Source organism: Plasticicumulans lactativorans (assembly GCF_004341245.1).
Classification (GTDB): domain Bacteria; phylum Pseudomonadota; class Gammaproteobacteria; order Competibacterales; family Competibacteraceae; genus Plasticicumulans_A; species Plasticicumulans_A lactativorans.
In genome coordinates this window covers 214911-241478 of sequence record NZ_SLWY01000006.1, presented here as the reverse complement: position 1 = coordinate 241478, position 26568 = coordinate 214911, and the positions used below count along the sequence as shown (strand labels likewise).

At 69.7% G+C, this 26568-nt stretch carries 26 protein-coding genes and 1 pseudogene; 20 read left to right on the top strand and 7 right to left on the bottom strand.

Translation table 11 applies throughout. The features are described 5' to 3' along the window. Nucleotides 1-1566 (top strand): annotated as a pseudogene (locus EV699_RS19890) (hypothetical protein); the annotation flags it as partial. Here the strand turns inward: EV699_RS19890 and EV699_RS20505 are convergent. The 4 genes from EV699_RS20505 to EV699_RS06845 form a co-directional block, all read right to left on the bottom strand. Beyond that, nucleotides 1542-1838, bottom strand: a complete 297-nt coding sequence (locus tag EV699_RS20505) for a DUF4113 domain-containing protein (RefSeq protein ID WP_132540505.1) — start codon at nucleotides 1836-1838, stop codon at nucleotides 1542-1544. The pseudogene EV699_RS19890 and the gene EV699_RS20505 sit on opposite strands and share 25 nt — an antisense overlap. Before the next feature lie 462 nt (nucleotides 1839-2300). Beyond that, entirely contained in the window at nucleotides 2301-3107 is an 807-nt protein-coding gene (locus tag EV699_RS06855) for a DUF2145 domain-containing protein (RefSeq protein WP_132540502.1), read from the bottom strand. A gap of 1 nt (nucleotide 3108) precedes the next feature. Next, complete coding sequence (locus EV699_RS06850; protein WP_132540499.1) at nucleotides 3109-3525, bottom strand: hypothetical protein; 417 nt, start codon at nucleotides 3523-3525, stop codon at nucleotides 3109-3111. 68 nt (nucleotides 3526-3593) lie between these two features. Beyond that, the gene (locus tag EV699_RS06845) at nucleotides 3594-3905 is read right to left on the bottom strand and encodes an ArsR/SmtB family transcription factor (RefSeq protein WP_207922998.1); all 312 of its coding nucleotides are present in this window, start codon (nucleotides 3903-3905) and stop codon (nucleotides 3594-3596) included. 131 nt (nucleotides 3906-4036) lie between these two features. Here EV699_RS06845 and EV699_RS06840 point away from each other — a divergent pair, with 131 nt between their 5' ends. Further along, on the top strand, nucleotides 4037-5704 hold the full coding sequence (locus EV699_RS06840; protein ID WP_132540496.1) for an AMP-binding protein: 1668 nt from the start codon (nucleotides 4037-4039) through the stop codon (nucleotides 5702-5704). Here EV699_RS06840 and EV699_RS06835 read toward each other — a convergent pair. Continuing rightward, nucleotides 5695-6138, bottom strand: coding sequence for an acyl-CoA thioesterase (locus EV699_RS06835; protein ID WP_132540493.1), 444 nt, complete (start codon nucleotides 6136-6138; stop codon nucleotides 5695-5697). The two genes, EV699_RS06840 and EV699_RS06835, sit on opposite strands and share 10 nt — an antisense overlap. A gap of 184 nt (nucleotides 6139-6322) precedes the next feature. Here EV699_RS06835 and EV699_RS06830 point away from each other — a divergent pair, with 184 nt between their 5' ends. The 8 genes from EV699_RS06830 to EV699_RS06795 all read left to right on the top strand — a co-directional run bounded on the left by EV699_RS06830 (nucleotide 6323) and on the right by EV699_RS06795 (nucleotide 13087). Beyond that, a complete protein-coding gene (locus EV699_RS06830) occupies nucleotides 6323-7288 on the top strand; it encodes an arginase family protein (RefSeq protein ID WP_132540490.1) in 966 nt (321 codons plus the stop codon). Between the two features lie 163 nt (nucleotides 7289-7451). Continuing rightward, the gene (gene glyA, locus EV699_RS06825; protein ID WP_132540487.1) at nucleotides 7452-8720 is read left to right on the top strand and encodes a serine hydroxymethyltransferase; all 1269 of its coding nucleotides are present in this window, start codon (nucleotides 7452-7454) and stop codon (nucleotides 8718-8720) included. Between the two features lie 14 nt (nucleotides 8721-8734). After that, nucleotides 8735-9202 carry a transcriptional regulator NrdR gene (gene nrdR / locus EV699_RS06820; RefSeq protein ID WP_132540484.1) on the top strand — a complete coding sequence of 156 codons (468 nt, stop codon included), beginning with the start codon at nucleotides 8735-8737 and terminating at the stop codon, nucleotides 9200-9202. Nucleotides 9203-9221: 19 nt separating this feature from the next. Next, nucleotides 9222-10364, top strand: coding sequence for a bifunctional diaminohydroxyphosphoribosylaminopyrimidine deaminase/5-amino-6-(5-phosphoribosylamino)uracil reductase RibD (gene ribD, locus EV699_RS06815; RefSeq protein WP_132540481.1), 1143 nt, complete (start codon nucleotides 9222-9224; stop codon nucleotides 10362-10364). Nucleotides 10365-10405: 41 nt separating this feature from the next. Then, on the top strand, nucleotides 10406-11518 hold the full coding sequence (gene ribBA / locus EV699_RS06810) for a bifunctional 3,4-dihydroxy-2-butanone-4-phosphate synthase/GTP cyclohydrolase II (RefSeq protein ID WP_132540478.1): 1113 nt from the start codon (nucleotides 10406-10408) through the stop codon (nucleotides 11516-11518). A gap of 53 nt (nucleotides 11519-11571) precedes the next feature. After that, nucleotides 11572-12048 carry a 6,7-dimethyl-8-ribityllumazine synthase gene (gene ribH / locus EV699_RS06805; RefSeq protein WP_132540475.1) on the top strand — a complete coding sequence of 159 codons (477 nt, stop codon included), beginning with the start codon at nucleotides 11572-11574 and terminating at the stop codon, nucleotides 12046-12048. Further along, on the top strand, nucleotides 12045-12506 hold the full coding sequence (gene nusB / locus EV699_RS06800) for a transcription antitermination factor NusB (RefSeq protein WP_132540472.1): 462 nt from the start codon (nucleotides 12045-12047) through the stop codon (nucleotides 12504-12506). Before ribH ends, nusB begins: the two co-directional genes overlap by 4 nt. Before the next feature lie 98 nt (nucleotides 12507-12604). Continuing rightward, entirely contained in the window at nucleotides 12605-13087 is a 483-nt protein-coding gene (locus EV699_RS06795) for a universal stress protein (protein ID WP_132540469.1), read from the top strand. Between the two features lie 88 nt (nucleotides 13088-13175). Here EV699_RS06795 and EV699_RS06790 read toward each other — a convergent pair whose 3' ends face one another. Continuing rightward, on the bottom strand, nucleotides 13176-13718 hold the full coding sequence (locus EV699_RS06790; RefSeq protein WP_132540466.1) for a Smr/MutS family protein: 543 nt from the start codon (nucleotides 13716-13718) through the stop codon (nucleotides 13176-13178). Nucleotides 13719-13824: 106 nt separating this feature from the next. Between EV699_RS06790 and surE the strand changes: the two genes are divergently transcribed. The 4 genes from surE to rpoS all read left to right on the top strand — a co-directional run bounded on the left by surE (nucleotide 13825) and on the right by rpoS (nucleotide 17158). Continuing rightward, the gene (gene surE, locus EV699_RS06785) at nucleotides 13825-14571 is read left to right on the top strand and encodes a 5'/3'-nucleotidase SurE (protein WP_132540463.1); all 747 of its coding nucleotides are present in this window, start codon (nucleotides 13825-13827) and stop codon (nucleotides 14569-14571) included. A gap of 26 nt (nucleotides 14572-14597) precedes the next feature. Continuing rightward, a complete protein-coding gene (locus EV699_RS06780) occupies nucleotides 14598-15236 on the top strand; it encodes a protein-L-isoaspartate(D-aspartate) O-methyltransferase (RefSeq protein ID WP_132540547.1) in 639 nt (212 codons plus the stop codon). Then, entirely contained in the window at nucleotides 15233-16000 is a 768-nt protein-coding gene (locus EV699_RS06775; protein WP_132540460.1) for a peptidoglycan DD-metalloendopeptidase family protein, read from the top strand. The genes EV699_RS06780 and EV699_RS06775 overlap by 4 nt, the downstream gene beginning before the upstream one ends. Before the next feature lie 117 nt (nucleotides 16001-16117). Then, complete coding sequence (gene rpoS, locus EV699_RS06770) at nucleotides 16118-17158, top strand: RNA polymerase sigma factor RpoS (RefSeq protein WP_132540457.1); 1041 nt, start codon at nucleotides 16118-16120, stop codon at nucleotides 17156-17158. Nucleotides 17159-17176: 18 nt separating this feature from the next. Here the strand turns inward: rpoS and EV699_RS06765 are convergent, their stop codons facing one another. Continuing rightward, nucleotides 17177-17551, bottom strand: a complete 375-nt coding sequence (locus tag EV699_RS06765) for an Mth938-like domain-containing protein (RefSeq protein WP_132540454.1) — start codon at nucleotides 17549-17551, stop codon at nucleotides 17177-17179. 146 nt (nucleotides 17552-17697) lie between these two features. Between EV699_RS06765 and alaC the strand changes: the two genes are divergently transcribed. The 6 genes from alaC to EV699_RS06735 all read left to right on the top strand — a co-directional run bounded on the left by alaC (nucleotide 17698) and on the right by EV699_RS06735 (nucleotide 26419). After that, complete coding sequence (gene alaC, locus EV699_RS06760; RefSeq protein WP_243662583.1) at nucleotides 17698-18885, top strand: alanine transaminase; 1188 nt, start codon at nucleotides 17698-17700, stop codon at nucleotides 18883-18885. A 20-nt stretch (nucleotides 18886-18905) separates the two neighbouring features. Beyond that, entirely contained in the window at nucleotides 18906-20219 is a 1314-nt protein-coding gene (locus EV699_RS06755) for a homoserine dehydrogenase (RefSeq protein WP_132540448.1), read from the top strand. A gap of 68 nt (nucleotides 20220-20287) precedes the next feature. Next, a complete protein-coding gene (locus EV699_RS06750) occupies nucleotides 20288-21301 on the top strand; it encodes a hypothetical protein (RefSeq protein ID WP_132540445.1) in 1014 nt (337 codons plus the stop codon). A gap of 6 nt (nucleotides 21302-21307) precedes the next feature. Continuing rightward, complete coding sequence (gene recJ, locus EV699_RS06745; RefSeq protein ID WP_243662582.1) at nucleotides 21308-23029, top strand: single-stranded-DNA-specific exonuclease RecJ; 1722 nt, start codon at nucleotides 21308-21310, stop codon at nucleotides 23027-23029. 82 nt (nucleotides 23030-23111) lie between these two features. Beyond that, a complete protein-coding gene (gene pepN, locus EV699_RS06740; RefSeq protein WP_424450024.1) occupies nucleotides 23112-25772 on the top strand; it encodes an aminopeptidase N in 2661 nt (886 codons plus the stop codon). A gap of 215 nt (nucleotides 25773-25987) precedes the next feature. Beyond that, nucleotides 25988-26419: a phasin family protein gene (locus tag EV699_RS06735; RefSeq protein ID WP_132540442.1), complete on the top strand. Its 432-nt coding sequence runs from the start codon at nucleotides 25988-25990 to the stop codon at nucleotides 26417-26419. Nucleotides 26420-26568: the final 149 nt, after the last annotated feature.

Sequence of the window (26568 nt, the reverse complement as noted above, 5' to 3'; positions counted from 1 at the left end):
GCGGGCGGTAGCACGGCTGCGGTGCAAGAAGCGGATTATTCTGGGTTGCTTCAAAGAGACTGGCTTGTATTAGCTAACCATGCAGAGCTCAGTAATAGGTATTTGCTGATAGCTTCAGCAGGTTTGCTGCCAATCCAGATAAACGCTGAAACTGATCCCTGCATGGAATTTGTGAAAAACCCAATCGTAACCAAAATAGGTTATGAGCAGCACCTAAAAACTGCTGACGCCTTCAAACAAATGCAATGTTCTGCAAATTGGATGTCCGCGTCAGATGCACTGAATGCAGGCATAGAAGCGACGGTCCCGATTTACAGCCTACCAACACCAATTACTGTCAGTTGGGATAACTCAAAGGTCGAGCAATGGAAAAGCAACAATTGTTCCAAAGAAGAACGCAGTAGCTCTTACACCGGATCATTATTAAATTCATTCTATGAAGAAAATCCTATCTCAGCTAGAGTGGCGCTCGAGTGCATTATAAGACGCGACGACAAAAAAGCCGTTCGTTGCAGCGTAGATGATGGTGAAAACGCCATTGCTTTTAACGCGGAGTGGAGGAGAACATATGGAGAACCTCCAGAGGCCGCCCCCAAAATCACCGACATGAGCTATAGAAACGCCAACTGCTATAACAATAATGTATTTTCGAGGGGAACAAGTGTTCTCGATGGGGGAATAGCGCTTCTGTGTGAGCGTGGAGATAAACAACCTGTATTCGTGCTATCAACAGATCGTGGGGCATGCATTGAATTCGGCATGGACCACTCGGACGTCTATACACTATCAGGCATCATGGAGCTTTCGAGTCCACTGTTCGTCAGAGCGGCCAGAGTTCAAATCAAAAGCGATCTAAAAATGATAACAAACGGGAATAATGTTCAGATTTATGCTAATGACCGACTAGACATCCAAGGCGCGCCTACTATTGTTTCCTATAGAAGCTCGAAAATAGAGCAGCAATCAAAACCCGGCGGAGCATCTGGCATCATCATTATAAAAGCGAAAAAGATCAATGGAGGCAATTTAACGATTAATAATGCTGGTCAAGACGGAGGGCGTGGCATCGACGGAGAAGCTGGACCTCCAGGCACTGATGGAGGACCGGGGCGTGGTCGCGATCCAATAACCGGTTCTAGTCATAATTTATTTGGATACCTGATTGAGATAATTCCCAAAGGATGCACAGGCGGAAGACCTGGCGGGAATGGCGAGCGGGGACATAGGGGCCAAGATGGCACCAGGGGCGCGCCCGGTGGGTCTGCTGGTGAAGTAACATTAATGTTACCGCTCGACGTTACTCCAGGAGAATATATTTCTGTGTTAACAGGGGTTGACCTTAACAACCAGGCGCGCCTCGATTGCGCAAGAGAAATTTGCGGTGGAAAAGGTGGCGATGGTGGTCAAGGTGGACTTGGAGGCGCTGGCGGCCGAGCAGGAAAAGGCGCGAATGCGACCGCTTTGTGCCCGAGCACCATCGATGGCGTGCCTGGGGCCGTTGGTGAAAGTGGCGCACACGGCGCATCAGGCCCTACAGGCGCTCATGCCGAAGTACGGTACAAATAGTTGAGCAGAGGCCGTTGGTCGCCCGCTCGCCCTCCCTGTCGAGTGTCCCGGCTTCGCGGGCGCCCATCCCGTGCCTCTACGGCGTGTTCAAGGGCCCCGGTTCGCCCTGCACCTCGGGCCTGCTGCGTCCGTCGAGTCTGCGCAGCGCGTCTCGACGGACGCAGCAGGCCCGAGGTGCAGCGAACCGTCATCAGATCAGACCAGCGCGTCGTGTAACAAGGCGACCGCCAGGCGCTGCGGGGATTTCCGGGTGTGCCATGGCCGGGGGTCAACTAGGGTGAGGCTGTGGGGTGAGGGTGGCGGTTTTAACGCTACAAATTTGCTTAAGCAGGAACTTGGTTTAATACAAAAATTTGATAATAAAGAATAAATTCTGTTACCGGATGTACTGGGCCATGCGCTGGAGCAACCTTCTCTGAGTGTTCGCAGGGTCTTCGAGACTGACGCTTCGTCTTGAGCATCAGATGCTTGTGCCGTTGATCGTGATGCCGCCGGCAGGGCGGGTTGCGCCGGGACCTGCCACGCCGTCACGACCCGCTCGCCCCTCGTCGCCAGCCGGCAGCGGGCTGCATGGCTGCGGGCCCGTGGTGCTCGCGGCGTGGCGGCGAACGATACACCCAGCCCATGACCTTCGGCAGTTCCGGCAGGTCCCCGCCGGGCCCGGCGCCTTCCGCGCGGGGGAGGCCGACGGCCCCGCGCGGTTCGCCGGTAAACCCGCTCGCTGTGGGAACGCGTCAGTTTTTCACGGGCAGCGGGTCCGGCAGGGCGACGACGCCGCGGCGCAGGCTCGGGTCGAGGTGGGCGAGGAAGTCGACGACCGACTCGGCGGTCACGGCGGGGTAGTGTCCGCCGAGCCGGGTGGCGAGCGGATGGTCGGTGAAGCTGATGTTCGCCGCCATCAGCGTCGCCCCGAGCCGTTCCGCCGCCGACACGCGGATGTCGCCCGGCACGTAGCCCTGCGCCGCGAGCCAGGCCTGTGCGCTGCGGCGGTCGCTCACGCCGGGCTCGGCGAGCGCAAGGGCGGTGAACTCCAGCAGCCACTGGTTGGAGTTCTGCATGTGCGTGCCCCAGGGGTTCGCCAGCATGTTGTAGGTCGGCTCGAACACGTCGAGGACGTGGGGCCCGCCGAGTTCGCGCGCGAGCTGCTGCTGCAGCGCTGGCGCGGGGACGGCCAGCAGGGCCTCGTAGCGGAAGGGGGTGTCGGAAAAGAAGTTGCCGAGCCCTTCCTCGTACAGGCCGGCGGTCGCGGTGCCGCAGTGGTTGAGCAGGTGGCGCACCCGCCACGGCCCGCCCGGCGCCGTGCGCCAGACGTAGCCGGTGTGGCTGTAGCGCAGGCCATGCGCCGACAGGTCGGAGCCGACCCGCGCGATCAGCGCGAGTCGCGCGCCGCTCGCGTCGAGCCACTCCTGCACGCGCAGGCCGAGCGTCAGGGCTTTGCGGGCGGCCTCCGGCGACGGTGCGACTTCCGTGCAGCCGCGCCCGGCGTGGGCGGCCGGCGCGGCGAGCAGGGTCAGGATGAAGAGCAGGCGGGCCGCGCGCATGTCAGCGCACCGTGTCGAGCCGTGCGTGGTAGATCAGCGAACGGCCGACGGCGTTCGGCACGTAGGCCACCATCCGGCCGCCGGCGAGCAGGGCGGCGCCGGTGACGTCAGTCGACACCGTCAGCACGGCGCCCACCCCGATCGAGGCCGCACCGGCGGCGGCCGTCGACAGGCGCAGCGTGGTTTCGACGCCGTGCACCGAGCCGCGCAGGACCAGATCGATGCGCTCGCCGATCGCGCTCGCCGCGGTCACGACCAGGTCGGCGCCGTCGACCAGCAGCGTGGCGCTGCCGCCGACGATCATCGCCGAGCCTTGCGAGATCGCGTTGGAGCCGTTGCTCGGGGTGACGGATTCGGCCAGCACCGGGGCGGTACCGAGCAGGGTGACAAGCAGGGTGAGGGTGGCAGGTCGCAGCATGGCATCGGCTCCGGAGTCATGTTTACATGACTGGTTACATGGTTATGTAACGGCGAACGAAAAGCCTCTCAGCCCTGTTCGCGGATGTAGGCGAGCACCTTCTCGAAGGCGTCGATCAGGGTCCCGCGGTTCAGCCAGAAGTAGACCTCCTTGCCTTCCTTCAAGCTGTTCAGCACACCGGCCTCGCGCAGCACGCGCAGGTGGTGCGACACCGCCGAGCGGCTGAGCGTCGACACGGCGACGATCTGCCCGACGTTCAACCGCTCGCCGGGCTCGAAGGTCAGCAGGATGCGCTGCCGGTGCTCGTCACCGAGCGCGGTGAAGACCTTCGACAGCTCCCGCCACTCCGGCGGGATGGTGCGCATGTAGTCGGTGAACATGTCGATGAGATTAGTTATATGGTTGTGGTGTGTCAAGCCGCCGGCTAGAGTCTTTCGGATGGCATCGCAGCCGCTGCCCAGCCGCGCGCAGCCGGCGCCCGGCAGCCACACGATCAGGGGAGGAACGACGAGTGGAGAGGATCTGGCTGAACGAGTACCCCGACGGCGTGCCGGCGGACATCGACGTGACGGCTTACCGCTCGATCAACGAGATCTTCGCCCGCAGCTGCGAGCGTTACCGCGACCGTCCCGCCTTCAGCAACATGGGGTCGGCGCTGAGCTACGGCGAGCTCGACGCGCTGAGCGCCCGCTTCGCCGGCTTCCTGCGCAGGAACCTCGGCCTCGCCCGCGGCGCGCGGGTGGCCCTGATGATGCCGAACGTCCTGCAGTACCCGGTGGCGCTGTTCGGCGTGCTGCGCGCCGGCCTGGTGGTGGTCAACGTCAATCCGCTGTACACGGCGCGCGAACTCGAACACCAGCTCGCCGACTCGGGCGCCGAGGCGATCGTGGTGCTGGAGAATTTCGCGCACACGCTGGAAGTGGCGCGCCGGCACGCGCCGATCAGGCACGTGGTGGTGACGGCGCTCGGCGACCTGCTGCCGCTGCCGAAGCGCTGGATCGTCAACGCGGTGGTCCGTCACGTGCGCAAGCTGATCCCGCCCTGGAACATCCCCGGCGCCTGGCGCATGCGCCAGGCGCTCGCCAGCTCGCCGATGCCGGCCGAGGAGGTGCGGCCCGAGGACATCGCCTTCCTGCAGTACACCGGCGGCACCACCGGCATCGCCAAGGGCGCGGTGCTGACGCACCGCAACATGATCGCCAACCTGCAGCAGGCGGGGGCCTGGATCCAGCCGGCGCTGGGCGACGTCCGCGGCGGCGCGACCATCATCACGGCGCTGCCGCTCTACCACATCTTCTCGCTGACGGCGAACTGCCTGATCTTCATGCGCCTCGGCTGGTGCAACGCGCTGATCACCAACCCGCGCGACATCCCCAACTTCATCAAGGAGCTGGGCAGGCTGCGCTTCGCCGCGATCACCGGCGTCAACACGCTGTTCAACGCCCTGCTCAACGCCCCCGGCTTCGCCGGGCTCGATTTCAGCGAGCTGCGCGTCAGCCTCGCCGGTGGCATGGCGCTGCAGCGGGCGGTGGCCGAGCGCTGGCACGCGGCGACCGGCTGCAACCTGATCGAGGCCTACGGCCTCACCGAGACCGCCCCGGCGGTGTGCATCAACCCGCTGACCCTCGACCACTTCAACGGCAGCATCGGCCTGCCGATCCCGTCCACCGAGATCAGCGTGCGCGACGAGAACGGCGTCGAGGTGGCCGTCGGCGAGGTGGGCGAGCTCTGCGTGCGCGGACCGCAGGTGATGCTGGGCTACTGGCAGCGCCCGGACGAGACCGCCACGGTGTTCACCGAGGACGGCTTCCTGCACACCGGCGACATGGTTTCGGTCGACGCGCGCGGCTACGTCCACCTGGTGGATCGCAAGAAGGACATGATCCTGGTGTCGGGCTTCAACGTGTACCCGAACGAGATCGAGGACGTCGCCATGCTGCACCCGGGCGTCCTCGAAGCCGCCGCGGTCGGCGTGCCCGACGCCGAATCGGGCGAGGTGGTGAAGCTCGTCGTGGTGCGCAAGGATCCGGCGCTCGACGCCGAGACCCTGCGCGAGCACTGCCGCGCCAACCTCACGCGCTACAAGGTGCCGCGGATCATCGAATTCCGCACCGAGTTGCCGAAGACCAACGTCGGCAAGATCCTGCGCCGCGCGCTGCGCGAGGAAGCTCAGTCGTAGACGCTGCGCCACACCGCCAGGTCGCGCTCCGGCAGCGGCGCGCGGCGGCCCTCAGCGTCGACCGCGACGTAGACGATCACCGCTTCGGTGACCTTGATGCAGCCGGCCGGGCTCTCGCGCGGGCGCTGCGCGAAGACTTCCACCAGCACCGTGATCGACGTCCTGCCGACGCGTTCGATGCGCGCGAAGCTGCTCACCAGGTCGCCGACGAACACCGGCTTGTGGAACTCCATCGAGTTCACCGCGACGGTGACCACGCGCCGCCCGGCGTACTCGGCGGCGACGATGGAACCGGCGACGTCCATCTGCGCCATGATCCAGCCACCGAAGATGTGCCCCGAGGGGTTGGTGTCGGCGGGCATCGCGACGACGCGCGCGGTCGGCTGGCGGTTGCTCGGAAAGACGTCGCTGCGGGGGGCGATCGGTTCGTTCATGAAGCGGGATCTCCGGGAATGAGGGGGGAGGCGGGCACTGCGGCGGCTGACGGCCGTCATTGTGCCCGCTCACCGGAATGCCGTACAAAAACGACCGCGACCGGCAACGGGCGCGGCAGACGGGAATCCAAACAAGAGCCGCGGAGCGGCGACACACGTTCCGACAGAACGGAGGAGGGGAGGCATGGCGGGCAGCAGAAACGTTTGCTTGTACCTGGGGGAGGAGCTGGGACGGTACGGCTTCGGCGACGACCACCCGTTCGGCGAGGACCGCATCCACGCCTTCATGGACGAGATGCACCGGCGCGACCTCGACTACCAGGTGCGCATCTACGATTCGGTGGCGGCGACGGAGGCGCAGCTGCTCTTGTTCCACACCCCCGCGTATGTCGCCAAGGTCAAGGCGTGCTCGGAGGCCGGCGAGGGCATGCTCGATTACGGCGACACGCCCGCCTACAAGGGGGTGTTCGAGCACGCCTCGCACGTGGTCGGCGCGGTGCTCGACGCCACGCGCCGGATCATGGCCGGCGAGGCGCGGCGCGGCTTCGTGCCGATCGCCGGGCTGCACCACGCGATGCCCGACACCGCGGCGGGCTTCTGCGTGTTCAACGACGTCGGCATCGCGATCAAGGTGCTGCAGCAGGCGTACGGGCTGGAGCGCATCGCCTACGTCGACATCGACGCCCACCACGGCGACGGCGTGTTCTACCCCTTCGAGAGCGACCCGCGGGTGATCTTCGCCGACATCCACGAGGACGGCCGCTACAACTTCCCGAACACCGGCTTCCCCCACGAGGTGGGCAAGGGCGAGGCCAAGGGGCGCAAGCTCAACATCCCCCTGCTGCCGCTGTCGGGCGACCAGGAGTTCCTGATGATGTGGGACAAGGTCGAGGGCTTCCTGCGCGAGTGGCGGCCGCAGTTCGTGTTCATGAACTGCGGCGCCGACGGCCTCGACGGCGACCCGCTGGCGCACCTGCACTATTCGCAGCGCGCGCACCAGCGCGCCGCGCGCGGCCTGTGCGCGATCGCCGAGGAGTTCGCCGAGGGGCGCCTGCTCGGCGTCGGCGGCGGCGGCTACGACCTGCGCAACGTCGGCCGGGCCTGGGCGACCGTGGTCAACGCCTTCGTCGAGGCGCCGATGCACGCCTGAGCGCGGCGCTGCGGCACGGCGGCTTGCCACGGCAGCGCGCGGAATGCCGGGGGGGCTCGCGGCAGCGGGATTTCCGGTACACTCGCGCGCTTTTCCACGGCCGGCCCGGCCGGGTTGCGCGCTCCAACCGCCTGGCCGACCCTGACGCTCCAGGGGGGCGCCCATGTACAGCCAGACCACGACTCTCGCCGCCTACGACGCCGAACTGTACGCCGCGATGACCGCCGAGGCGGCGCGCCAGGAGGCGCACATCGAACTGATCGCCTCCGAGAACTACGCCAGCCCGCGGGTGCTGGAGGCGCAGGGTTCGGTGCTCACCAACAAGTACGCCGAGGGCTACCCCGGCAAGCGCTACTACGGTGGCTGCGAGTTCGTCGACGTCGCCGAGCGGCTGGCGATCGACCGTGCCAAGCAGTTGTTCGGTGCGGACTACGCCAACGTCCAGCCGCACTCCGGCAGCTCCGCCAACGCCGCCGTGTACCTCGCTCTGTGCGCGCCCGGCGACACCATCCTCGGCATGAGCCTCGCGCACGGTGGTCACCTGACCCACGGCGCCAGCGTCAATTTCTCCGGCAAGCTGTTCAAGGCGGTGCAGTACGGCACCGACGACCAGGGGCTGATCGACTACGACGAGGTCGAGCGCCTGGCGCGCGAGCACCGTCCGAAGATGATCGTCGCCGGCTTCTCGGCGTACTCGCAGGTGCTCGATTTCCCGCGCTTCCGCGCCATCGCCGACGCCGTCGGCGCGTACCTGTTCGTCGACATGGCGCACGTCGCCGGGCTGGTCGCCGCCGGGCTCTACCCCAACCCGGTGCCGCTCGCCGACGTCGTCACCACCACCACGCACAAGACCCTGCGCGGGCCGCGCGGCGGGCTGATCCTGGCGCGCGCGAACCCCGAGATCGAGAAGAAGCTGCAGAGCCTGGTGTTCCCCGGCACCCAGGGCGGGCCGCTGATGCACGTGATCGCTGCCAAGGCGGTCGCGTTCAAGGAAGCGCTCGAGCCGGAGTTCCGCGACTACCAGCGCCAGGTGCTCGCCAACGCGCGGGCGATGGCCGCCACCTGCATCGAGCGCGGCTACAAGGTGGTCTCGGGCGGTACCGAGAACCACCTGTTCCTGCTCGACCTGGTCGCGCAGGGGCTGACCGGCAAGGCGGCCGATGCCGCGCTGGGCGCCGCGCACATCACCGTGAACAAGAATGCCGTGCCCAACGACCCGCAGAGCCCGTTCGTGACCTCGGGCATCCGCATCGGCTCGCCGGCGATCACCACGCGGGGCTTCGGCGAAGCCGAGGCGCGCCAGGTGGCGACGTGGATCTGCGACATCCTCGACGCCCTGCGCGGTGGCGAGGCGGCGGCCGAGCCGGTGATCGCGCGCGTGCGCGGCGAGGTCGCCGCGCTGTGCCGGCGCTTCCCGGTCTACGGGGCCTGAGCGCGGAGCGCCCGATGCACTGCCCGTTCTGCAGCGCGGTCGACACCAAGGTGGTCGACTCGCGCCTGTCGCCCGACGGCGACCGCGTGCGGCGGCGGCGCGAGTGCCTCGCCTGCGGCGCGCGCTTCACGACCTTCGAGGTCGCCGAACTGGTGATGCCGCGGGTACTCAAGCGCGACGGGCGCCGCGAGCCGTTCAGCGGCGAGAAGCTGCGCGCCGGCATGCTGCGGGCGCTGGAGAAGCGCCCGGTCAGCTCCGAACGCATCGACGACGCGCTGCACCGCATCCTGCGGCGGGTGCGCGCCGCCGGCGACGGCGAGCTGGAGGCACGGCGCATCGGCGAGTGGATGATGGACGAACTGCGCGAGCTCGATCAGGTCGCCTACGTGCGCTTTGCCTCGGTGTACCGCAGCTTCCAGGACGTCAATGCGTTTCGTGAGGAGATCGAGCGCCTGCAGTCGCCGGCCGGAGCCGACGAGTGATGCCCCCCGCTGCGCGCCGATGAGCACCGCGACCGACACCCGCCACATGGCCCGCGCGCTGCAGCTCGCCGCGCACGGACTCACCACGACCAGCCCCAACCCGCGGGTGGGCTGCGTGCTGGTGCGCGACGACCGGGTGGTGGGCAAGGGCTGGCACGAGCGCGCCGGCGCCGGGCATGCGGAAGTGCAGGCGCTGGCGGCGGCGGGCCCGGCGGCGCGCGGTGCGACCGCCTACGTCACGCTGGAGCCGTGCTCGCACCACGGCCGCACGCCGCCGTGTGCCGAGGCGCTGATCGCGGCCGGCGTCGCCCGCGTGGTCGCGGCGATGCAGGACCCCAACCCGCGCGTCGCCGGGCGCGGGCTCGAACGGCTGCGCACGGCGGGCATCGCGGTCGACTGCGGCGTGCTCGAAGCCGAGGCGCGTGCGCTCAACCCCGGTTTCATCAGTCGCATGGAACGCGGCCGGCCCTGGCTGCGCGTGAAGCTCGCGATGAGCCTGGACGGGCGCACCGCGCTCGCCTCCGGGGAGAGCCAGTGGATCACCGCGGCGCCGGCCCGCGCCGACGTGCAGCGCTGGCGCGCACGCGCCTGCGCGGTGCTGACCGGCGTCGGCACGGTGCTCGCCGACGATCCGGCCCTGGACGTGCGCCTGCCCGGCACCTGGCGCCAGCCGCTGCGGGTGGTGGTCGACACGCAGCTGCGCACGCCGCCGCAGGCGCGCCTGTTCACGCGGCCGGGGCGCGTGCTGATCGTCACCGCGAGCGAACGCGACCCGGCCGCGCTGCGCGCGGCCGGGGCCGAGGTCGTGCGCCTGCCGGCCGCCGCCGCAGGTATCGACCTCGTCGCGCTGTGCGCCGAGCTCGCGCGGCGCGAGTGCAACGAGGTGCACGTGGAGTGTGGCGCGCGGCTCGCCGGCGGCCTGCTCGGCGCCGGGCTGCTCGACGAAGTCCTGCTCTACGTGGCGCCGCTGCTGCTCGGCGACGGCGCGCACGGCCTGTTCCACCTGCCGGGGCTGCTGCGCATGGACCAGCGCATCGCGCTCGAGGCGCTGGACCAGCGCATGGTCGGCCGTGACTGGCGGCTGCTGCTGCGTCCGCGTCGTGCGGCCGCGGCCGCCGGCATGGGTTATGGTGCAACGATCGCCGGCGCAGCCGCGCCGTGAACCCCACGCCGCCCTCCGGGGCCCGCGGAAATCGAGTCGACATGCAATTCAACACGATCGAAGACATCCTCGGGGATCTGCGCCAGGGCCGCATGGTCGTGATCATGGACGACGAGGACCGCGAGAACGAAGGTGACCTGCTGATGGCGGCGAGCCTGGTGCGGCCCGAGGACATCAACTTCATGGCGCGTTTCGGCCGCGGCCTGATCTGCCTCACGCTGACCCGCGAGCGCTGCCGGCAGCTGCGCCTGCCGCTGATGGTGAGCAACAACGGCACCCCGTTCGCGACCAACTTCACCGTCTCGATCGAGGCCGCCGAGGGCGTCACCACCGGCATCTCGGCCTACGACCGCGCCCACACCGTGCGCACCGCGGCCGCGCCGGCGGCGCGGCCCGAGGACCTGGTGCAGCCCGGCCACATCTTCCCGCTGATGGCGCAGCCCGGCGGCGTGCTGACGCGCGCCGGCCACACCGAGGCCGGCTGCGACCTCGCCCGCCTCGCGGGCGTCGAGCCGGCGGCGGTGATCTGCGAGATCCTCAACGACGACGGCACGATGGCGCGCGGGCCCGACCTCAAGGTGTTCGCCGCCGAGCACGGCCTGAAGATCGGCACCATCGCCGACCTGATCCGCTACCGCATGGCGCACGAACAGACCGTCGAGCGCGTCGCCGACGCGCGCGTGCCGACCGAGTTCGGCGACTTCCGCCTGCTCGCCTACCGCGACATCGCCGAGAAGCGGCTGCATTTCGCGCTGGTGCGCGGCGGCATCGACCCCCAGCGCCCGACCCTGGTGCGCGTGCACGTGCACAATCCGCTGGCCGATGCGCTCGGCGTGCGCCTCGGCGACACCGGCTGGCCGCTGCAGGATGCGCTCGAGCGCATCGCCGCCGAGCCCGGCGGCGGCGTGCTGGTGGTGCTGGCGCGCACCGAGGACGACAACGAACTGGTGCGGCGCATCCGCGAGGTGTCGCTGCGCGACAGCGGCCACACCACCGACCGCCGTCCGGCCAGCGCGCAGGAGCTGCGCACCCATGGCATCGGGGCGCAGATCCTGCTCGACGTCGGCGTGCGCCGCATGCGCGTGCTCGGTGCCCCGCGCAGGCTCAGCGGCCTGTCGGGGTTCGATCTCGACATCGTCGAATACGTTCATTGAACCGGGCCGCGCCGTCGGCGACGAGCGCGGGCCCACCTGAGGACACACCCAGCATGCACAGCATCAAGACCTACTCCGGCGACTTCCGCGCGCCGGATGCACGCTTCGCGATCGTCGCCGGACGTTTCAACAGCTTCATCGTCGAGAGCCTGATCGGCGGCGCCGTCGACGCGCTGACGCGCCACGGCGTTGCCGCCGACCAGCTCACCCTGGTGCATGTACCCGGGGCCTTCGAGATCCCGCTCGCGGTGCAGCGCCTGGCGGCGAGCGAGCGCTACGACGGGATCATCGCGGTCGGCGCCGTGATCCGCGGCTCGACGCCGCACTTCGACTACGTCGCCGGCGAGTGCGTCGGCGGCCTGTCGAAGGTGGCGCTCGACCAGGGGCTGCCGGTCGGCTTCGGCGTGCTCACCGTCGACACCATCGAGCAGGCCATCGAACGCGCCGGCACCAAGGCGGGCAACAAGGGCGCCGAGGCGGCACTGTCGGTGCTGGAGATGGTCAGCCTGCTGCGCGTGATGCAAGCGTGAGCGGCCCGGATCACGCAGCCCAGGCGCGCGGCGCCGCCCATCGCGCGCGCAGCTGGTCGCGGCGCTTCGCGCTGCAGGCGCTGTACCAGTGGCAGCTGACCGCGCAGGACGTCGGCGTGATCGATGCGCAGTTCATCGCCGACCAGGACCTGTCCAAGGCCGACGTGGGCTACTTCCAGGAGCTGCTGCACCAGATCCCGGCGCGCTGCCAGGCGCTCGACACCGCGCTCGCCACGTGCGTCGACCGCCCGCTCGCGCAGCTCGACCCGGTGGAGCGGGCGATCCTGTGGATCGGCGCCTACGAACTCGCCTACCGTGCCGAGGTGCCCTACCGGGTGGTGATCAACGAGGCGATCGAACTCGCCAAGCGCTTCGGCGCCGAGCAGAGCCACCGCTTCGTCAACGGCGTGCTCGATCGCCTCGGCAAACGTCTGCGGGAGGGGGCCGGCGCCCGCTGAGCGACGAAGGACGCGCCGACGTGATCCAGCGCATGGTCCACGCGCCTGCCGCCGGCTAAGCTTCAGCGCGTACTCACAAGTAGGAGGGATGGACCGCCATGACGTATGCCATCAACAACATCCTGTATTCGACCGATCTCGGTCCGCGCAGCCTGGAAGTCTTCCATCATGCCGTCGGGCTGGCGGCCAGGTTCCAGGCGAAGCTCACGGTCGTCACCGTGATCGAGGCCGCCGGTGACTATGCCAACGTCGCCCTCGACAGCTACGTGCCCGCCGACATCGTCGCGCAGATCCGTCAGGACGGCGTCGCCCGCATCCGCGAGAACATCGACGCGCGCATCGCCGCCTACCAGGAAAACCACCCCGAGGTGGACGTGCGCGGGCTGATCTCGGAAGTGAAGATCCTCGAAGGCGCCGCCGCCGACGCCCTCCTCAACGAGGCGAAGGCCTCCGGCGCCGACATGATCGTGCTCGGCTCGCACGGCCACACCGCGCTCGGCGAGATGCTGATCGGCTCGGTCGCCCACAAGGTCACGATGCGGGCGCAGGTCCCGGTCGTGCTGGTGCCGATCAACTACTGAGCCCGGGACCGCGCCCGCCCGGCGGGCACAGACGTCACCGGACCGCCCGCGGACCCCGCGTCCGCGGGCGGTTTCGTTTGTCGGTCCGTCACAGGCTGCGCAGCAGGACGTAGATCGCGCCGGTGCCGCCGTCGTGGGGGCGGGCGCTGCAGAAGGCGAGGATGTCGTCGCGCTTGCGCAGGTAGACGTTCAGCTTGTGCTTCAGCACCGGGCCGCGGTGCTGCGAGCGGTTGCCCTTGCCGTGGATGATGCGCACGCAGTGCGCGCGCTCGCGCCGCACGCGGCCGATGAACAGGTGGATCGCGGTGCGGGCCTCGTGCCACGACAGCCCGTGCAGGTCGAGCTGCGCGCCCACGCTGAACTGGCCGCGGCGCAGCTTGCGCAGGACCGTCCACTGCACGCCTTCGCGCAGGTAGTGGATGTGCTCGCCGGTTTCGACCTCGGCGGGCTCGAAGTAGTCCGATACCATGTCGTGCAGCACGCGCCGTTCGTCCTCGAGCCGCGAGCGGGGCACCGCCGGCGGCGGCGGAGGCCGCCATTCGACGCGATCGCCGGCGACCGGCGTGACCTCGCCCACCGCCTCACGGAACAGGCGGCGTTCGTCGTCGTCGGGTGCTGGGGCGTCGGGCATGGTGGCACACATATCGCGGGTGGAGAGCGGCGAAGCTCGCGGCTTTGACATTGCCCGGTCGATGTGGTTTTGATACGACCCGCAGGCGCCGGAGCAACAACCCCGAATGAGAATACTGGTGAGCAACGACGATGGATACCAGGCACCCGGCATCCGCGCGCTGGCGGCGGCGCTGCGCGAGGTCGCTGAGGTCGTCGTCGTCGCACCCGACCGCGACCGCAGCGGCGCGAGCAACTCGCTGACCCTGAAGCGCCCGCTGTCGGTGGTGGCGCACGGGGACGGCGTCAGCAGCGTCGACGGCACGCCGACCGACTGCGTGCACGTGGCGATCACCGGGCTGCTCGACGACGAACCCGACATGGTGGTGTCAGGCATCAACGCCGGCGCCAACATGGGCGATGACGTGCTCTACTCGGGCACCGTCGCCGCGGCGATGGAGGGGCGCTTCCTCGGTCTGCCGGCGCTTGCGGTGTCGCTGTGTTCCTACAGCCCCGAGCACTGCGACACGGCCGCGCGGGTGGCCGTGACCCTGGTCGAGCGCCTGCGGCGCCAGCCCCTGCCGGCCGACACCATCCTGAACGTCAACGTCCCCGCGCTGCCGTGGGAGCGCCTCGCCGGTTTCCAGGCGACCCGGCTCGGCCACCGGCATCGCGCCGAGGCGGTGATCCGCAGCGAGGACCCGCGCGGGCGGCCGATCTACTGGATCGGCGCCGCCGGCCCCGAGGACGATGCCGGCCCGGGAACCGACTTCCATGCCGTGCGCAGCGGCTACGTCTCCGTGACCCCCATCCAGGTCGACCTGACGCGCTATACCGCGCTCGACCAGGTCGCACACTGGCTGGAGACGCTGTGAAGCGCTCGGTGATCGACGGCATCGGCATGACCTCGGCGCGCACGCGTGCGCGGCTCGTCGCGCGCCTGCGCGACATGGGCATCGACGACGAGGCGGTGCTCACGGTGATGCTGAACACGCCGCGACACCTGTTCATCGAGGAGGCGCTGGCCAGCCGCGCCTACGAGGACAACGCGCTGCCGATCGGCTTCGGCCAGACCATCTCGCAGCCGTACATGGTCGCGCGGATGACCGCGGCGCTGCTGGCCGGGCGTAGCGAAAAGCCCGCGCGCGTGCTCGAAGTCGGTACCGGCTCGGGCTACCAGTGCGCGGTGCTCGCCCCGCTGGCCGGGCGCGTGTACAGCATCGAGCGCATCGAGCGCCTGGCGGAACGCGCGCGCGAGCGGCTCGCGGCGCTCGGGCTGCGCAACGTGCGGCTCAAGCACGGCAACGGCAGCCTCGGCTGGCGCGAGCACGCGCCCTTCGAGGGCATCGTGATCACCGCCGCGAGCCTCGCGGTGCCGCCGGCCCTGGCCGAGCAGGTCGCGGTCGGCGGCCGGCTGGTGGCGCCGATCGGCCCGGCGGGCCGGCAGGAATTGATGGTGATGGAGCGCAAGGCCATCGGCTTCGAGAGCCGCAGTCTCGGCGGGGTTGCCTTCGTGCCGCTGCTGGAGGGTTTGGCGTGAAGATCGGCGGGTACGGTGGCGCGGTGACGACGCGCCTGTGCGTGGGCCTGGTGATGCTCTGGATGGGCGCCTGTGCGAGTTCGCCCGACCTCGGCGAGCGGCCACGGGAACACGTGGTGGCGCGTGGCGAAAGCCTGCAGGTGATCGCCTGGCGCTACGGCGTGGACCTCGAGGACCTGGTGCGCTGGAACCGCATCGGCAACCCCAACCTGATCCGCCCGGGGCAGCGCCTGGTGCTGGTCGACCCCGCGACCACCGCGGCGTCGACGCCGCCCGAAACGACCCGGCGCGTGTCGCCATCGCGCGTGGCCCAGGACAGCGCGCCCGTGCATGCACCGGCACGTGACCCGGAGCGGCGCACGGCGTCGGCGGCCGACGTCGCCGCGGTCGAACGCAGCGGCTCGTGGCGCTGGCCGGTGCGGGGGCAGGTGATCAAGCGCTTCGAGCCCGACACGCCCGGCCGCAAGGGCATCCAGATCGGCGGCGAACTGGGACAGCCGGTGGTGGCGGCGAAGTCCGGGGAGGTGGTCTACGGGGGCAGTGGACTTCCCGGATACGGCCGACTTATCATCGTGAAGCACTCCGAAGCCTTGCTCAGCGCCTACGGCTATCTGGGAAAAATCCTTGTCAATGAAGGTGATAAGGTTGGTCAGGGACAGACGATCGGTGAACTCGGCAGCAGCGCCGAAAACCGCCCAGCGCTCCATTTCGAGATTCGCCAGAATGGCAGACCGATCGATCCGCTGCGCTTCCTTTCCGGGTGAGCGCGGACCGCGCAACTGCCACGAGATGCGTTTCCTCCCTGCCTCGAACGCATAAGAACCGACGGGCCTGCGCACAAGGCCCGCGAACCACCAGAGAACAACGTCGAGGAGCCGGACATGTCGCGACGCACCAACGAAGAGATCGCGGACTTCACAGAAGACCCCGAGGACTTCGCCCGCGGTGAGGACGAGGCACTGCTCGAGGAGGACGCCGACAGCGACGACCCCGTCGCGGCCGCCTTCGGTGGCGACGGCGACGAAGGGCTGGAGGGCGATGACCGTCCCTTCACCAAGACGCCGCTCTACGGCCGCGACTTCAGCCAGGACGAGATGGACGCGACGCGCCTGTACCTCGGCGAGATCGGCTACTCGCCGCTGCTCACGGCCGCCGAGGAGGTGTTCTACGCGCGCCGCGCGCTGGCCGGGGACGAATCGGCGCGGCACCGGATGATCGAGAGCAACCTGCGGCTCGTCGTGAAGATCTCGCGCCGCTACATGAACCGCGGGCTGACGCTGCTCGACCTGATCGAGGAGGGCAATCTCGGCCTGATCCACGCCGTCGAGAAGTTCGACCCCGAACGCGGCTTCCGCTTCTCGACCTACGCGACGTGGTGGATCCGCCAGACCATCGAGCGCGCGATCATGAACCAGACGCGCACGATCCGCCTGCCCATCCACATCATCAAGGAAATCAACCTCTACCTGCGCCAGGCACGGCAACTGGCGCAGACGCTCGACCACGAGCCCTCGGCCGAGGAAATCGCGCAGGCGATGGACAAGCCGGTGGCGGAGGTCAAGCGCATGCTCGGCCTGAACGAGCGGGTCGCCTCGGTCGACACGCCGATCGGCAAGGACGAGGACCGCTTCCTGCTCGATGCGATCCCCGACGACAACAACCCCGACCCGTTCCAGCAACTGCAGGACGAGGATCTGCACCAGAAGCTCGATTTCTGGCTCGACCAGTTGAACGACAAGCAGCGCATCGTCGTCGAGCGCCGTTTCGGCCTCGGCGGCAAGGAGCGCGCGACGCTCGAGGAGGTCGGCAACGAGATCGGCGTGACCCGCGAACGCGTGCGCCAGATCCAGATCGATGCCCTGCGGCGGCTGCGCAAGATCCTCGAATCCGAGGGGTTCTCGGAGGATGTCCTCTATGGCTGAGGCGCCGCGGCGGCGCGCTCAGATCATCAGCAGCAGCGCGACGGCGTTGCGCCCCTCCGCGGCGACGATGTTGTAGGTACGGCAGGCCGCGTCGGTGCTCATCACCTCGACCGCGATGCCCGCCGCGGTCAGCGCCTGCGTCAGCCGCGGGTGCGGAAAGCGCTGCCGGGCGCCGGTGCCGAGCAGCACCACTTCCGGGCGCAGCTCGATCAGTGCCTCGAAATGCTCGGCGGCGAGGTCCTCGAAGCGCTGCGGCAGCGTGTCGGTGATCAGGCGCTGCGGCGAGATCACGAAGGCGCATTCGAGCCGCGTGTCGGCATTCACGGTCACGTAGCCCTCACCATAGGCGCGCACGACGTTGTGGCGGCCTTCGAAATCCAGACTCACGCGCATGGTGGTGTCCTCCGGGCGGGGTGGGCGGCCGATTATAGGGCCGCACGGCAGGTGGCGCGGCACGCGGTTTGACAGCCCCAGGTCCGACGCTTATGTTCCGGCGCTCACGTCGGTTCGTCCTCTCACCCTGCCGCGAAGTGACCGCCTTGGACGCAGAATTCCAGCGCATCAGCCGTCTGCCGCCGTACGTCTTCAACATCGTCAATGACCTCAAGGCCAAGGCGCGTGCCCGTGGCGAGGACATCATCGACTTCGGCATGGGCAATCCGGACCGCCCGACGCCGCAGCACATCGTCGACAAGCTGGTCGAGGCCGCGCAGCGCGGCGACACCCACCGTTATTCGGTCTCGCGCGGCATCCCGCGGCTGCGCAAGGCCATCGCCGGCTGGTACCAGCGCCGCTTCGACGTCAGCCTCGATCCCGAGACCGAGGCCATCGTCACGATCGGCTCGAAGGAGGGGCTGAGCCACCTCGCCCTGGCGACGATGGGGCCGGGCGACACGGTGCTGGTGCCGAACCCGGCCTATCCGATCCATCCCTACGGCTTCGTGATCGCCGGCGCCGACGTCCGCCACGTGCCGATGGTGCCGGGGGTGGACTTCTTCGAGGAACTCGAGCGCGCGATCCGCGAGTCGTGGCCCAAGCCGAAGATGCTGGTGCTGAACTTTCCCAGCAACCCGACGGCGCAGTGCGTCGATCTGGGCTTCTTCGAGCGCGTGGTGGCGATCGCCCGCGAGCACGGCATCTGGGTGGTGCACGATCTCGCCTATGCCGACATCGCCTTCGACGGCTACGTCGCGCCGTCGATCCTGCAGGTCAAGGGCGCCAAGGAGCTCGCGGTCGAGTTCTTCACGCTGTCGAAGAGCTACAACATGCCCGGCTGGCGGGTGGGGTTCATGTGCGGCAACCCGACGCTGGTGCACGCCCTCGCGCGCATGAAGTCGTACATGGACTACGGCACCTTCGCGCCGATCCAGATCGCGGCGATCACCGCGCTCGAGGGTCCGCAGGAGTGCGTGGCCGAGATCCGCGAAACCTACCGCGCCCGTCGCGACGTGCTCTGCGACGGGCTCAACAACATCGGCTGGGCGGTCGAGAAGCCGCGCGCGACCATGTTCGTCTGGGCGAAGATCCCGTCGCAGTACCAGGCGATGGGCTCGCTCGATTTCGCCCGCAAACTCATCCAGGACGCCAAGGTCGCCGTCGCGCCCGGCATCGGTTTCGGCAGCTACGGCGACGACCACGTGCGCTTCGGCCTGATCGAGAACGAACACCGTACCCGCCAGGCCATCCGCGGCATCCGTGACATGTTCCGCAAAGACGGCAAAGCCTGAACATCGCTAAGGGGATCATTTTGAATCCGGTCAAAGTCGGTCTGTTGGGTCTGGGCACGGTGGGCAGCGGCACGGCGAACGTGCTCGCCCGCAACGCCGGGGAGATCAGCCGCCGCGCCGGGCGCGGCATCATCGTCACCCACGCCGCGTCGCGCAGCCTGCGCTCCAGCATCAACGACACCTCGGGCATCAAGTTCACCACCGATCCGCAGGACGTCGTCGACGACCCCGAGATCTCGGTGGTGTGCGAACTGATGGGCGGATACGAGCCGGCGCGCGCGCTGGTGCTGCGGGCGATCGCCAACGGCAAGCACGTGGTCACCGCCAACAAGGCGCTGATCGCGCGCCACGGCAACGAGATCTTCGCGCTGGCGCGGGAGAAGGGCGTGATGGTCGCCTTCGAGGCGGCGGTCGGCGGCGGCATCCCGATCATCAAGGCGATCCGCGAGGGGCTCGCCGGCAACCGCATCGAATGGCTCGCCGGCATCATCAACGGCACCGGCAACTTCATCCTGACGGAGATGCGCGACAAGGGCCGCGACTTCGCCGACGTGCTCGCCGAGGCGCAGGCGCTCGGCTACGCCGAGGCCGACCCGACCTTCGACGTCGAAGGCATCGACGCCGCGCACAAGCTGACCATCCTTGCCTCGATCGCCTTCGGCATCCCGCTGCAGTTCGACAAGGTGTACACCGAGGGCATCTCGCGGATCACCCGCGAGGACGTCGCCTACGCCGAACAGCTCGGCTACCGCATCAAGCACCTCGGCCTCGCCCGCGCCACGCCCGCGGGCATCGAGCTGCGCGTGCACCCGACGCTGATCCCGGAGCGGCGCCTGATCGCCAACGTCGACGGCGTGATGAACGCCGTGCTGGTCAAGGGCGACGCCGTCGGCCCGACGCTGTACTACGGCGCCGGCGCCGGCGCCGAGCCCACCGGCTCGGCGGTGGTCGCCGACCTGGTCGACGTCGTGCGCACCCTCACCACCGACCCCAACAACCGCGTACCGCACCTGGCGTTCCAGCCCGACGCGCTGTCGAGCCAGCCGGTGCTGCCGGTCGACGAGATCGTCACCGCCTACTACCTGCGCCTGCGCGCCGCCGACAAGCCGGGCGTGCTCGCCGACGTTACGCGCATCTTCGCCGAGGCCGGCATCAGCATCGAGTCGATCCTGCAGAAGGAGCCGCCGGCCGGCAGCCCCGACGCGACGGTGATCATCCTCACCCAGCGCGTGCGCGAGCGGCAGATGAACGGCGCCATCGCGCGCATCGAGGCGCTCGATTCGATCACCGGCGCGGTCACCCGCATCCGCCTCGAACACCTCAACTCGAACTGAGCGCGCCGCGCCGCGCGCCGCCGCCCGGGCGGCGCGCGGCATCGGCCGCCGTGTCCACGGGCCATCCCATGCACCTGACGCTGCTCGTCCCGGGCCTGCTGCCGGAGTGGTCCGCGCGCCTGGCGCCGCCGCCGCGCGCGCCGGCGCTGCGGCGTCTGCTCGCGCGCGGGCGCTGGGAGGCCGGCACGGAGCCGCTCGACGCCGAGCTGTTCCGCCGCTTCGGCTGGCAGGGCGGGAGCGAGCCGCCGGTGGCCGCGGTCAGCGCCGCCGCCGATGGCCTCGACGCCTGCACCGGCTGGTGGCTGCGGGCCGACCCGGTGCACCTGCACGCCGACCTGCACGGCGTGACCCTGCACCCGCTCGACGCCGCGCCGCCGACGCCGGAGGAGGCCGAGGCGCTCGCGAGCGCCTTCGACCGCACCTACGCCGACGAGGGGCTGCACCTGCTGACCCCGGCCGCCGGGCGCTGGTACCTGCGCCTCGAGGCCCCCGTCGAGCTGAGCACGACGCCGCTCGACGCGGCGAGCGGCCGCGACATCCACCGCCTGCTGCCGCGCGGACGCGACGCGGCGGTGTGGAACGGGCGCATGACCGAGGTGCAGATGCTGTTCTACGGCGAGGCCGTGAACATCGCGCGCGAATCGCGCCACCTGCCGATCGTCAGCGGGCTGTGGCTGTGGGGCGGCGGAGCGTGGCCGCAGCGCGGCCTGCGCGCGCCTGCGGCCGGCGTCTACGCCGCTGCGCCGGTCGCGCGCGGGCTTGCCCGTGCCGCCGGCCTCGCGCTCAACCCGCTGCCGCGCGGCTTCGACGACTGGCAGCGGGCGGCGGCGGGGGAGCGCTCGGCGCTGGTGGTGCTCGACGCCCTGCAGCCGGCGGCCGCGGCCGGCGATGCCGGGGCCTGGGAGGCCGCGGTCGGTGCCCTCGAGCGTGACTGGTTCGCGCCGCTGACGGCGGCGCTGCGCCGGCGGACGCTGCGCGCGCTCACCCTCGCCAGCTGCGGCGCGGGCACGCTCGAACTGCGCGCGGGCGAGCTCTGGCGGTTCTGGCGGCGCGCGCCGGCGGCCTCGCGTTTCGCCGGCTGAGCCGCGGTGTCGACCACGACGGTGGTGCGCCGGGCGGTCCCGGAGGAAATCGAGCTGCCGGGGCCGCCGCTGCTCGCCCGCCTCTACGCGGCGCGGGGGGTGCGCTCGGCCGGTGAGCTCAACCGCGCGCTCGACGCGCTGCCGCCGCCCACGTCGCTGAAGGGCCTGGCGGCGGCCACCGGGCTGCTCGCCGCCGCCCTCGCCGAGGACGCGCGGGTGCTCTTCATCGCCGACTTCGACGCCGACGGCGCCACTGCCTGCGCGCTCGGGGTGCGCGCGCTGCGCGCCTTCGGCGCCCGCCACGTCGACTATCTGGTGCCCGACCGGCAGAAGCACGGCTACGGGCTCACCCCGGAGCTGGTCGAGCTGGCCGCCGAGCGCCGCCCCGACCTGCTGGTGACCGTCGACAACGGCATCGCCAGCGTCGCCGGCGTGGCCGCGGCGAAGGCGCGCGGCATGCGCGTGCTGGTCACCGACCATCACCTGCCCGGCGACGAGCTGCCGGCAGCCGATGCCATCGTCAATCCCAACCAGCCGGGCTGCGGCTTCCCGAGCCGCTGCCTGGCCGGCGTCGGCGTGATCTTCTACGTGATGCTCGCGCTGCGCGCGACGCTGCGCGCGCGCGGCTGGTACACCGCCTGCGGCATCACCGAGCCCAACCTGGCGCGGCTGCTCGACCTGGTGGCCTTCGGCACCGTGGCCGACGTGGTGGCGCTCGATCACGTCAACCGCGTGCTGGTGGAGCAGGGGCTGCGGCGCCTGCGCGCCGGTGCCTGCGTGCCGGGCCTCGCCGCCCTCGCCGAGGTCGCCGGGCGGCCGCGCGAGCGCCTGTGCACGGCCGACATCGGCTACGCGCTGGCGCCGCGGCTCAACGCCGCCGGGCGCATCGAGCACATGAGCCTCGGCATCGAATGCCTGCTCGCCGACGATGCGGGGCGCGCGCTCGAACTGGCGCGCGAACTCGACCGGCTCAACCGCGAGCGGCGCGAGATCGAGGACGCGATGAAGCTCGCGGCCTTCGCCGACCTCGACGCCCTCGACCTCGACGGCGACCTGCCCTTCGGCCTGTGCCTGTACGACGAGACCTGGCACCAGGGGGTGATCGGCATCCTCGCCGCCCGCGTGCGCGAGCGCACCCACCGCCCGACCATCGTCTTCGCCGCCGATCGCGACGGCCAGCTCAAGGGCTCGGCGCGCTCGGTGCCGGGGCTGCACATCCGCGACGCGCTCGCCGCGGTGGCGGCGCGCGCACCGGACCTGATCACGCGTTTCGGCGGCCATGCGATGGCGGCCGGACTGAGCCTGCCGGCGGCGCACTACGCGACCTTCCGCGACGCCTTCGACGCCGAGGTGCGCCGCCACCTGGCGCCGGGCGATCTGTGCGGCGTGCTGCTGTCGGACGGCGAACTCGGCGCCGGCGAGATCGCGCTGGAACTCGCCGACTGCCTGCGCGAGGCCGGGCCGTGGGGGCAGGGCTTTCCCGAGCCGCTGTTCGACGGCGTGTTCGAGGTGGCCGGCTGCCGGGTGCTGAAGGAGCGCCACCTCAAGCTGCTGGTGCGCGTGCCCGGGCAGGCGGCGGTGTTCGACGCGATCGCCTTCGGCCTCGCCGAAACGGTCGGCGAACCGCGTGCGGGCAGCCGCTGGCACCTCGCCTACCGGCTCGACGCCAACGAGTGGAACGGGTCGCGCAAGGTGCAGTTGCGGGTGGAGTACCTGGCGCCGGCGTGAAGCGCTTGCGGCGCCGACACGGGAACTCCTACGCTGCGGCCTGCTCCACCGTCACAGCCCCTGCCCGTACCGGAGTCCTCGCATGATGGCCGACCTGTCCGCCGCCACCCCCGCCGCCCCCCGCACCGTCCGCCTCGCGGACTACGCGCCGCCCGACTACCTGATCGATACCGTCGCCCTGCGCTTCGAACTCGGCGAGACCGGCACCACGGTCAGCGCCGAACTCGCGCTGCGGCGCAACCACGCCGGCGCCCGCCCGCTGGTGCTGGACGGCCAGGGCCTCGAACTGCTCGGCGTCTGGCTCGACGGCGTGCCGCTCGGCGCCGAGCGCTACCGCTGCGACGACGAGCACCTGACGCTGCCCGGCGTGCCGGAAGCCTGCGTGCTGCGCATCGACACGCGCATCCATCCGCAGAGCAACACCGCGCTGGAAGGGCTCTACCAGTCCTCGGGCAACTTCTGCACGCAGTGCGAGGCGGAGGGCTTCCGCAAGATCACCTATTACCTCGACCGCCCCGACGTGATGGCGCGCTTCACCACCACCATCGTCGCCGAGCGGGCGCGCTACCCGGTGCTGCTGTCGAACGGCAACCCGGTGGCGCGCGGCGAGTACGACGACGGCCGCCACTGGGTGACCTGGGAGGACCCGTTCCGCAAGCCGGCGTACCTGTTCGCGCTGGTCGCCGGCGACCTCGGCTGCGTGCGCGACACCTACACGACGGCCTCGGGCCGCAGCGTGGCGCTGGAGATCTACACCGAGCACGCCAACGTCGGGCAGTGCGGGCACGCGATGGCGTCGCTGCAGAAGGCGATGCGCTGGGACGAGGAGCGTTTCGGCCTGGAGTACGACCTCGACATCTACATGATCGTCGCGGTCGGCGACTTCAACATGGGGGCGATGGAGAACAAGGGGCTCAACGTCTTCAACACCAAGTACGTGCTGGCGAGCCCCGAAACCGCCACCGATGCCGACTACCTCGGCATCGAGAGCGTGATCGCCCACGAGTACTTCCACAACTGGACCGGCAACCGCGTGACCTGCCGCGACTGGTTCCAGCTGTCGCTGAAGGAAGGGCTCACCGTGTTCCGCGACCAGGAGTTCACCGCCGACCTGAACTCGGCGGCGGTGGCGCGCATCGACGACGTGCGCAACCTGCGCGCGCTGCAGTTCCCGCAGGACGCCGGCCCGCTCGCGCACCCGGTGCGCCCCGAGTCGTACATCGAGATCAACAACTTCTACACGGTGACGGTGTACGAGAAGGGCGCCGAGGTGGTGCGCATGTACCAGACGCTGCTCGGGCGCGAGGGCTTCCGCAAGGGCATGGACCTGTACTTCGCGCGCCACGACGGGCAGGCGGTGACCTGCGAGGATTTCCGCGCGGCGATGGCCGATGCCAACGGACGCGACCTCGGCCAGTTCATGCGCTGGTACCAGCAGGCCGGCACCCCGGTGGTGATGGCGCGCGGCACGCACGATGCGACGAGCCGCCGCTACACGCTGACACTCACGCAGCACTGCCCGGCCACACCCGGGCAGCCGGAGAAGGCGCCGTTCCACATCCCGGTGGCGCTGGGCCTGCTCGCGCGCGACGGGCGCGAACTGCCGCTGCGCCTGCACGGCGAGGCGGCGCCCGTCGCCACCTCGCGCGTACTCGAACTGACCGCGGCCGAGCAGCGTTTCGTGTTCGAGGACGTCGCCGAGCCGCCGGTGCCGTCGCTGCTGCGCGGCTTCTCGGCGCCGGTCAAGCTCGACGCCGCATATGCCGAGGACGAGCTGCTGTTCCTCCTCGCCCACGACCGCGATCCCTTCAACCGCTGGGAGGCCGCGCAGCAGCTCGCGGTGTGCACGGTGCTGCGGCTGCTCGACGAGCGCGCGCGCGACCTCGCCTGGGCCGCGCCGACGGCGCTGATCGAGGCCTTCGGCCGCGTGCTCGCCGACGACGGGGCCGACCCGGCGCTGGTCGACCAGATCCTGACGCTGCCATCCGAGGCCTACCTGGCCGAGCAGGTGGCGGTGATCGACCCCGAGGCGATCTTCGCCGCCCGCGAGTTCCTGCGCCGCAGCGTCGCCGCCGCGCTGGCCGGGGCGCTCGCGGCGCGCTACGCGGCGCTCGCGCCGCGCGGCCCCTACCGGCTGGACGGCGCCGCGAGCGGCCGGCGGGCCCTGCGCAACCGCTGCCTCGATTACCTGGTCGCGCTCGACCAGCCGGCCATGCACGCGCTCGCCGAGGCGCAGTTCGCGGCCGCCGACAACATGACCGAGCAGCTCGCCGCCCTGGCCTCCCTGGTCGACAGCACGAGCCCGGCCCGCAGTTCCGCGCTCGCCGCGTTCTACGCGCGCTGGCAGCACGCGCCGCTGGTCGTCGACAAGTGGTTCACGCTGCAGGCGGCTTCGCGCCACCCCGACACGCTCGCGCACGTGCGCGGGCTGCTCGAACACCCGGCGTTCTCGATCCGCAACCCCAACAAGGTGCGCGCGCTGATCGGCGCGTTCGCCAACGCCAATCCGGTGCGCTTCCATGCGGCCGACGGCAGCGGCTACGCGTTCCTCGCCGAGCAGGTGCTCACGCTCGATCCGCTCAATCCGCAGATCGCCGCGCGCCTGCTCGGCGCGATGACGCGCTGGCGGCAGTTCGAACCGCTGCGCCAGGGGCTGATGCGCGCCGAACTCGAACGCATCGTCGCCCGGCCGGGGCTGTCACCCGACGTCTACGAGATCGCCGCCAAGAGCCTCGCCGACTGACGCGGGCGGCCTGTCGGCACGGTCGCCGGGGTTCGATCGGGGGGTGCGCCAGGGCGCGGGGCGGCGCATGATGCGCGCGTCGTGCCCCGGCGCGACCGGTATTGCTGCATTGCAATAGGAAAGCGTTGACAGCGCCCCCCTGCGGAGGCATGATGCGACTCCAATGGTGCAGCGCACCAAATCTTCAAAAACCATCAACATGCGAGGAAGTGATCATGGCCCAGAATCCCTTTGCCGAATTCGCCAACTTCGACGTCAGCAAGGTGCTCGGTGATCTGAAGCTCCCCGGCGTCGACGTCGAGGCGATCGTCGCCAGCCAGCGCAAGAACATCGAAGCGCTGACCGAGGCGAACAAAGTCGCCCTCGCCGGCGTGCAGGCCGTCGCCAAGCGTCAGGCCGAGATCCTGTCGCAGGCCATCGCCGAGGCCAACTCGGTCGCCAAGGAGCTCACCTCGCTGTCGAGCAACCCGCAGGAGCTGAGCGCCAAGCAGGCCGCGCTGACCAAGGAAGCCTTCGAGAAGGCGCTGGCGAACGCCCGCGAGCTCGCCGAGCTGGTCAACAAGTCGAACGCCGAAGCCTTCGCGCTGATCAACGCCCGCGTCAACGAGAGCCTGGAAGAGCTGAAGGCGCTCGTCGCCAAGAAGTAAGCCGGCCGCGGGTGGCCGAGGCTCATCCGATCAAGGGCCGCCCGGGTTAGCCGGGCGGCCTTTTCATTTTCGCGGTGTGGCGCGGGTGAATTGACCGGCGCGAGCCCCCGTGCCTAATCTCGCCGCGCCTCATGAGGGCGCGGCGGCAC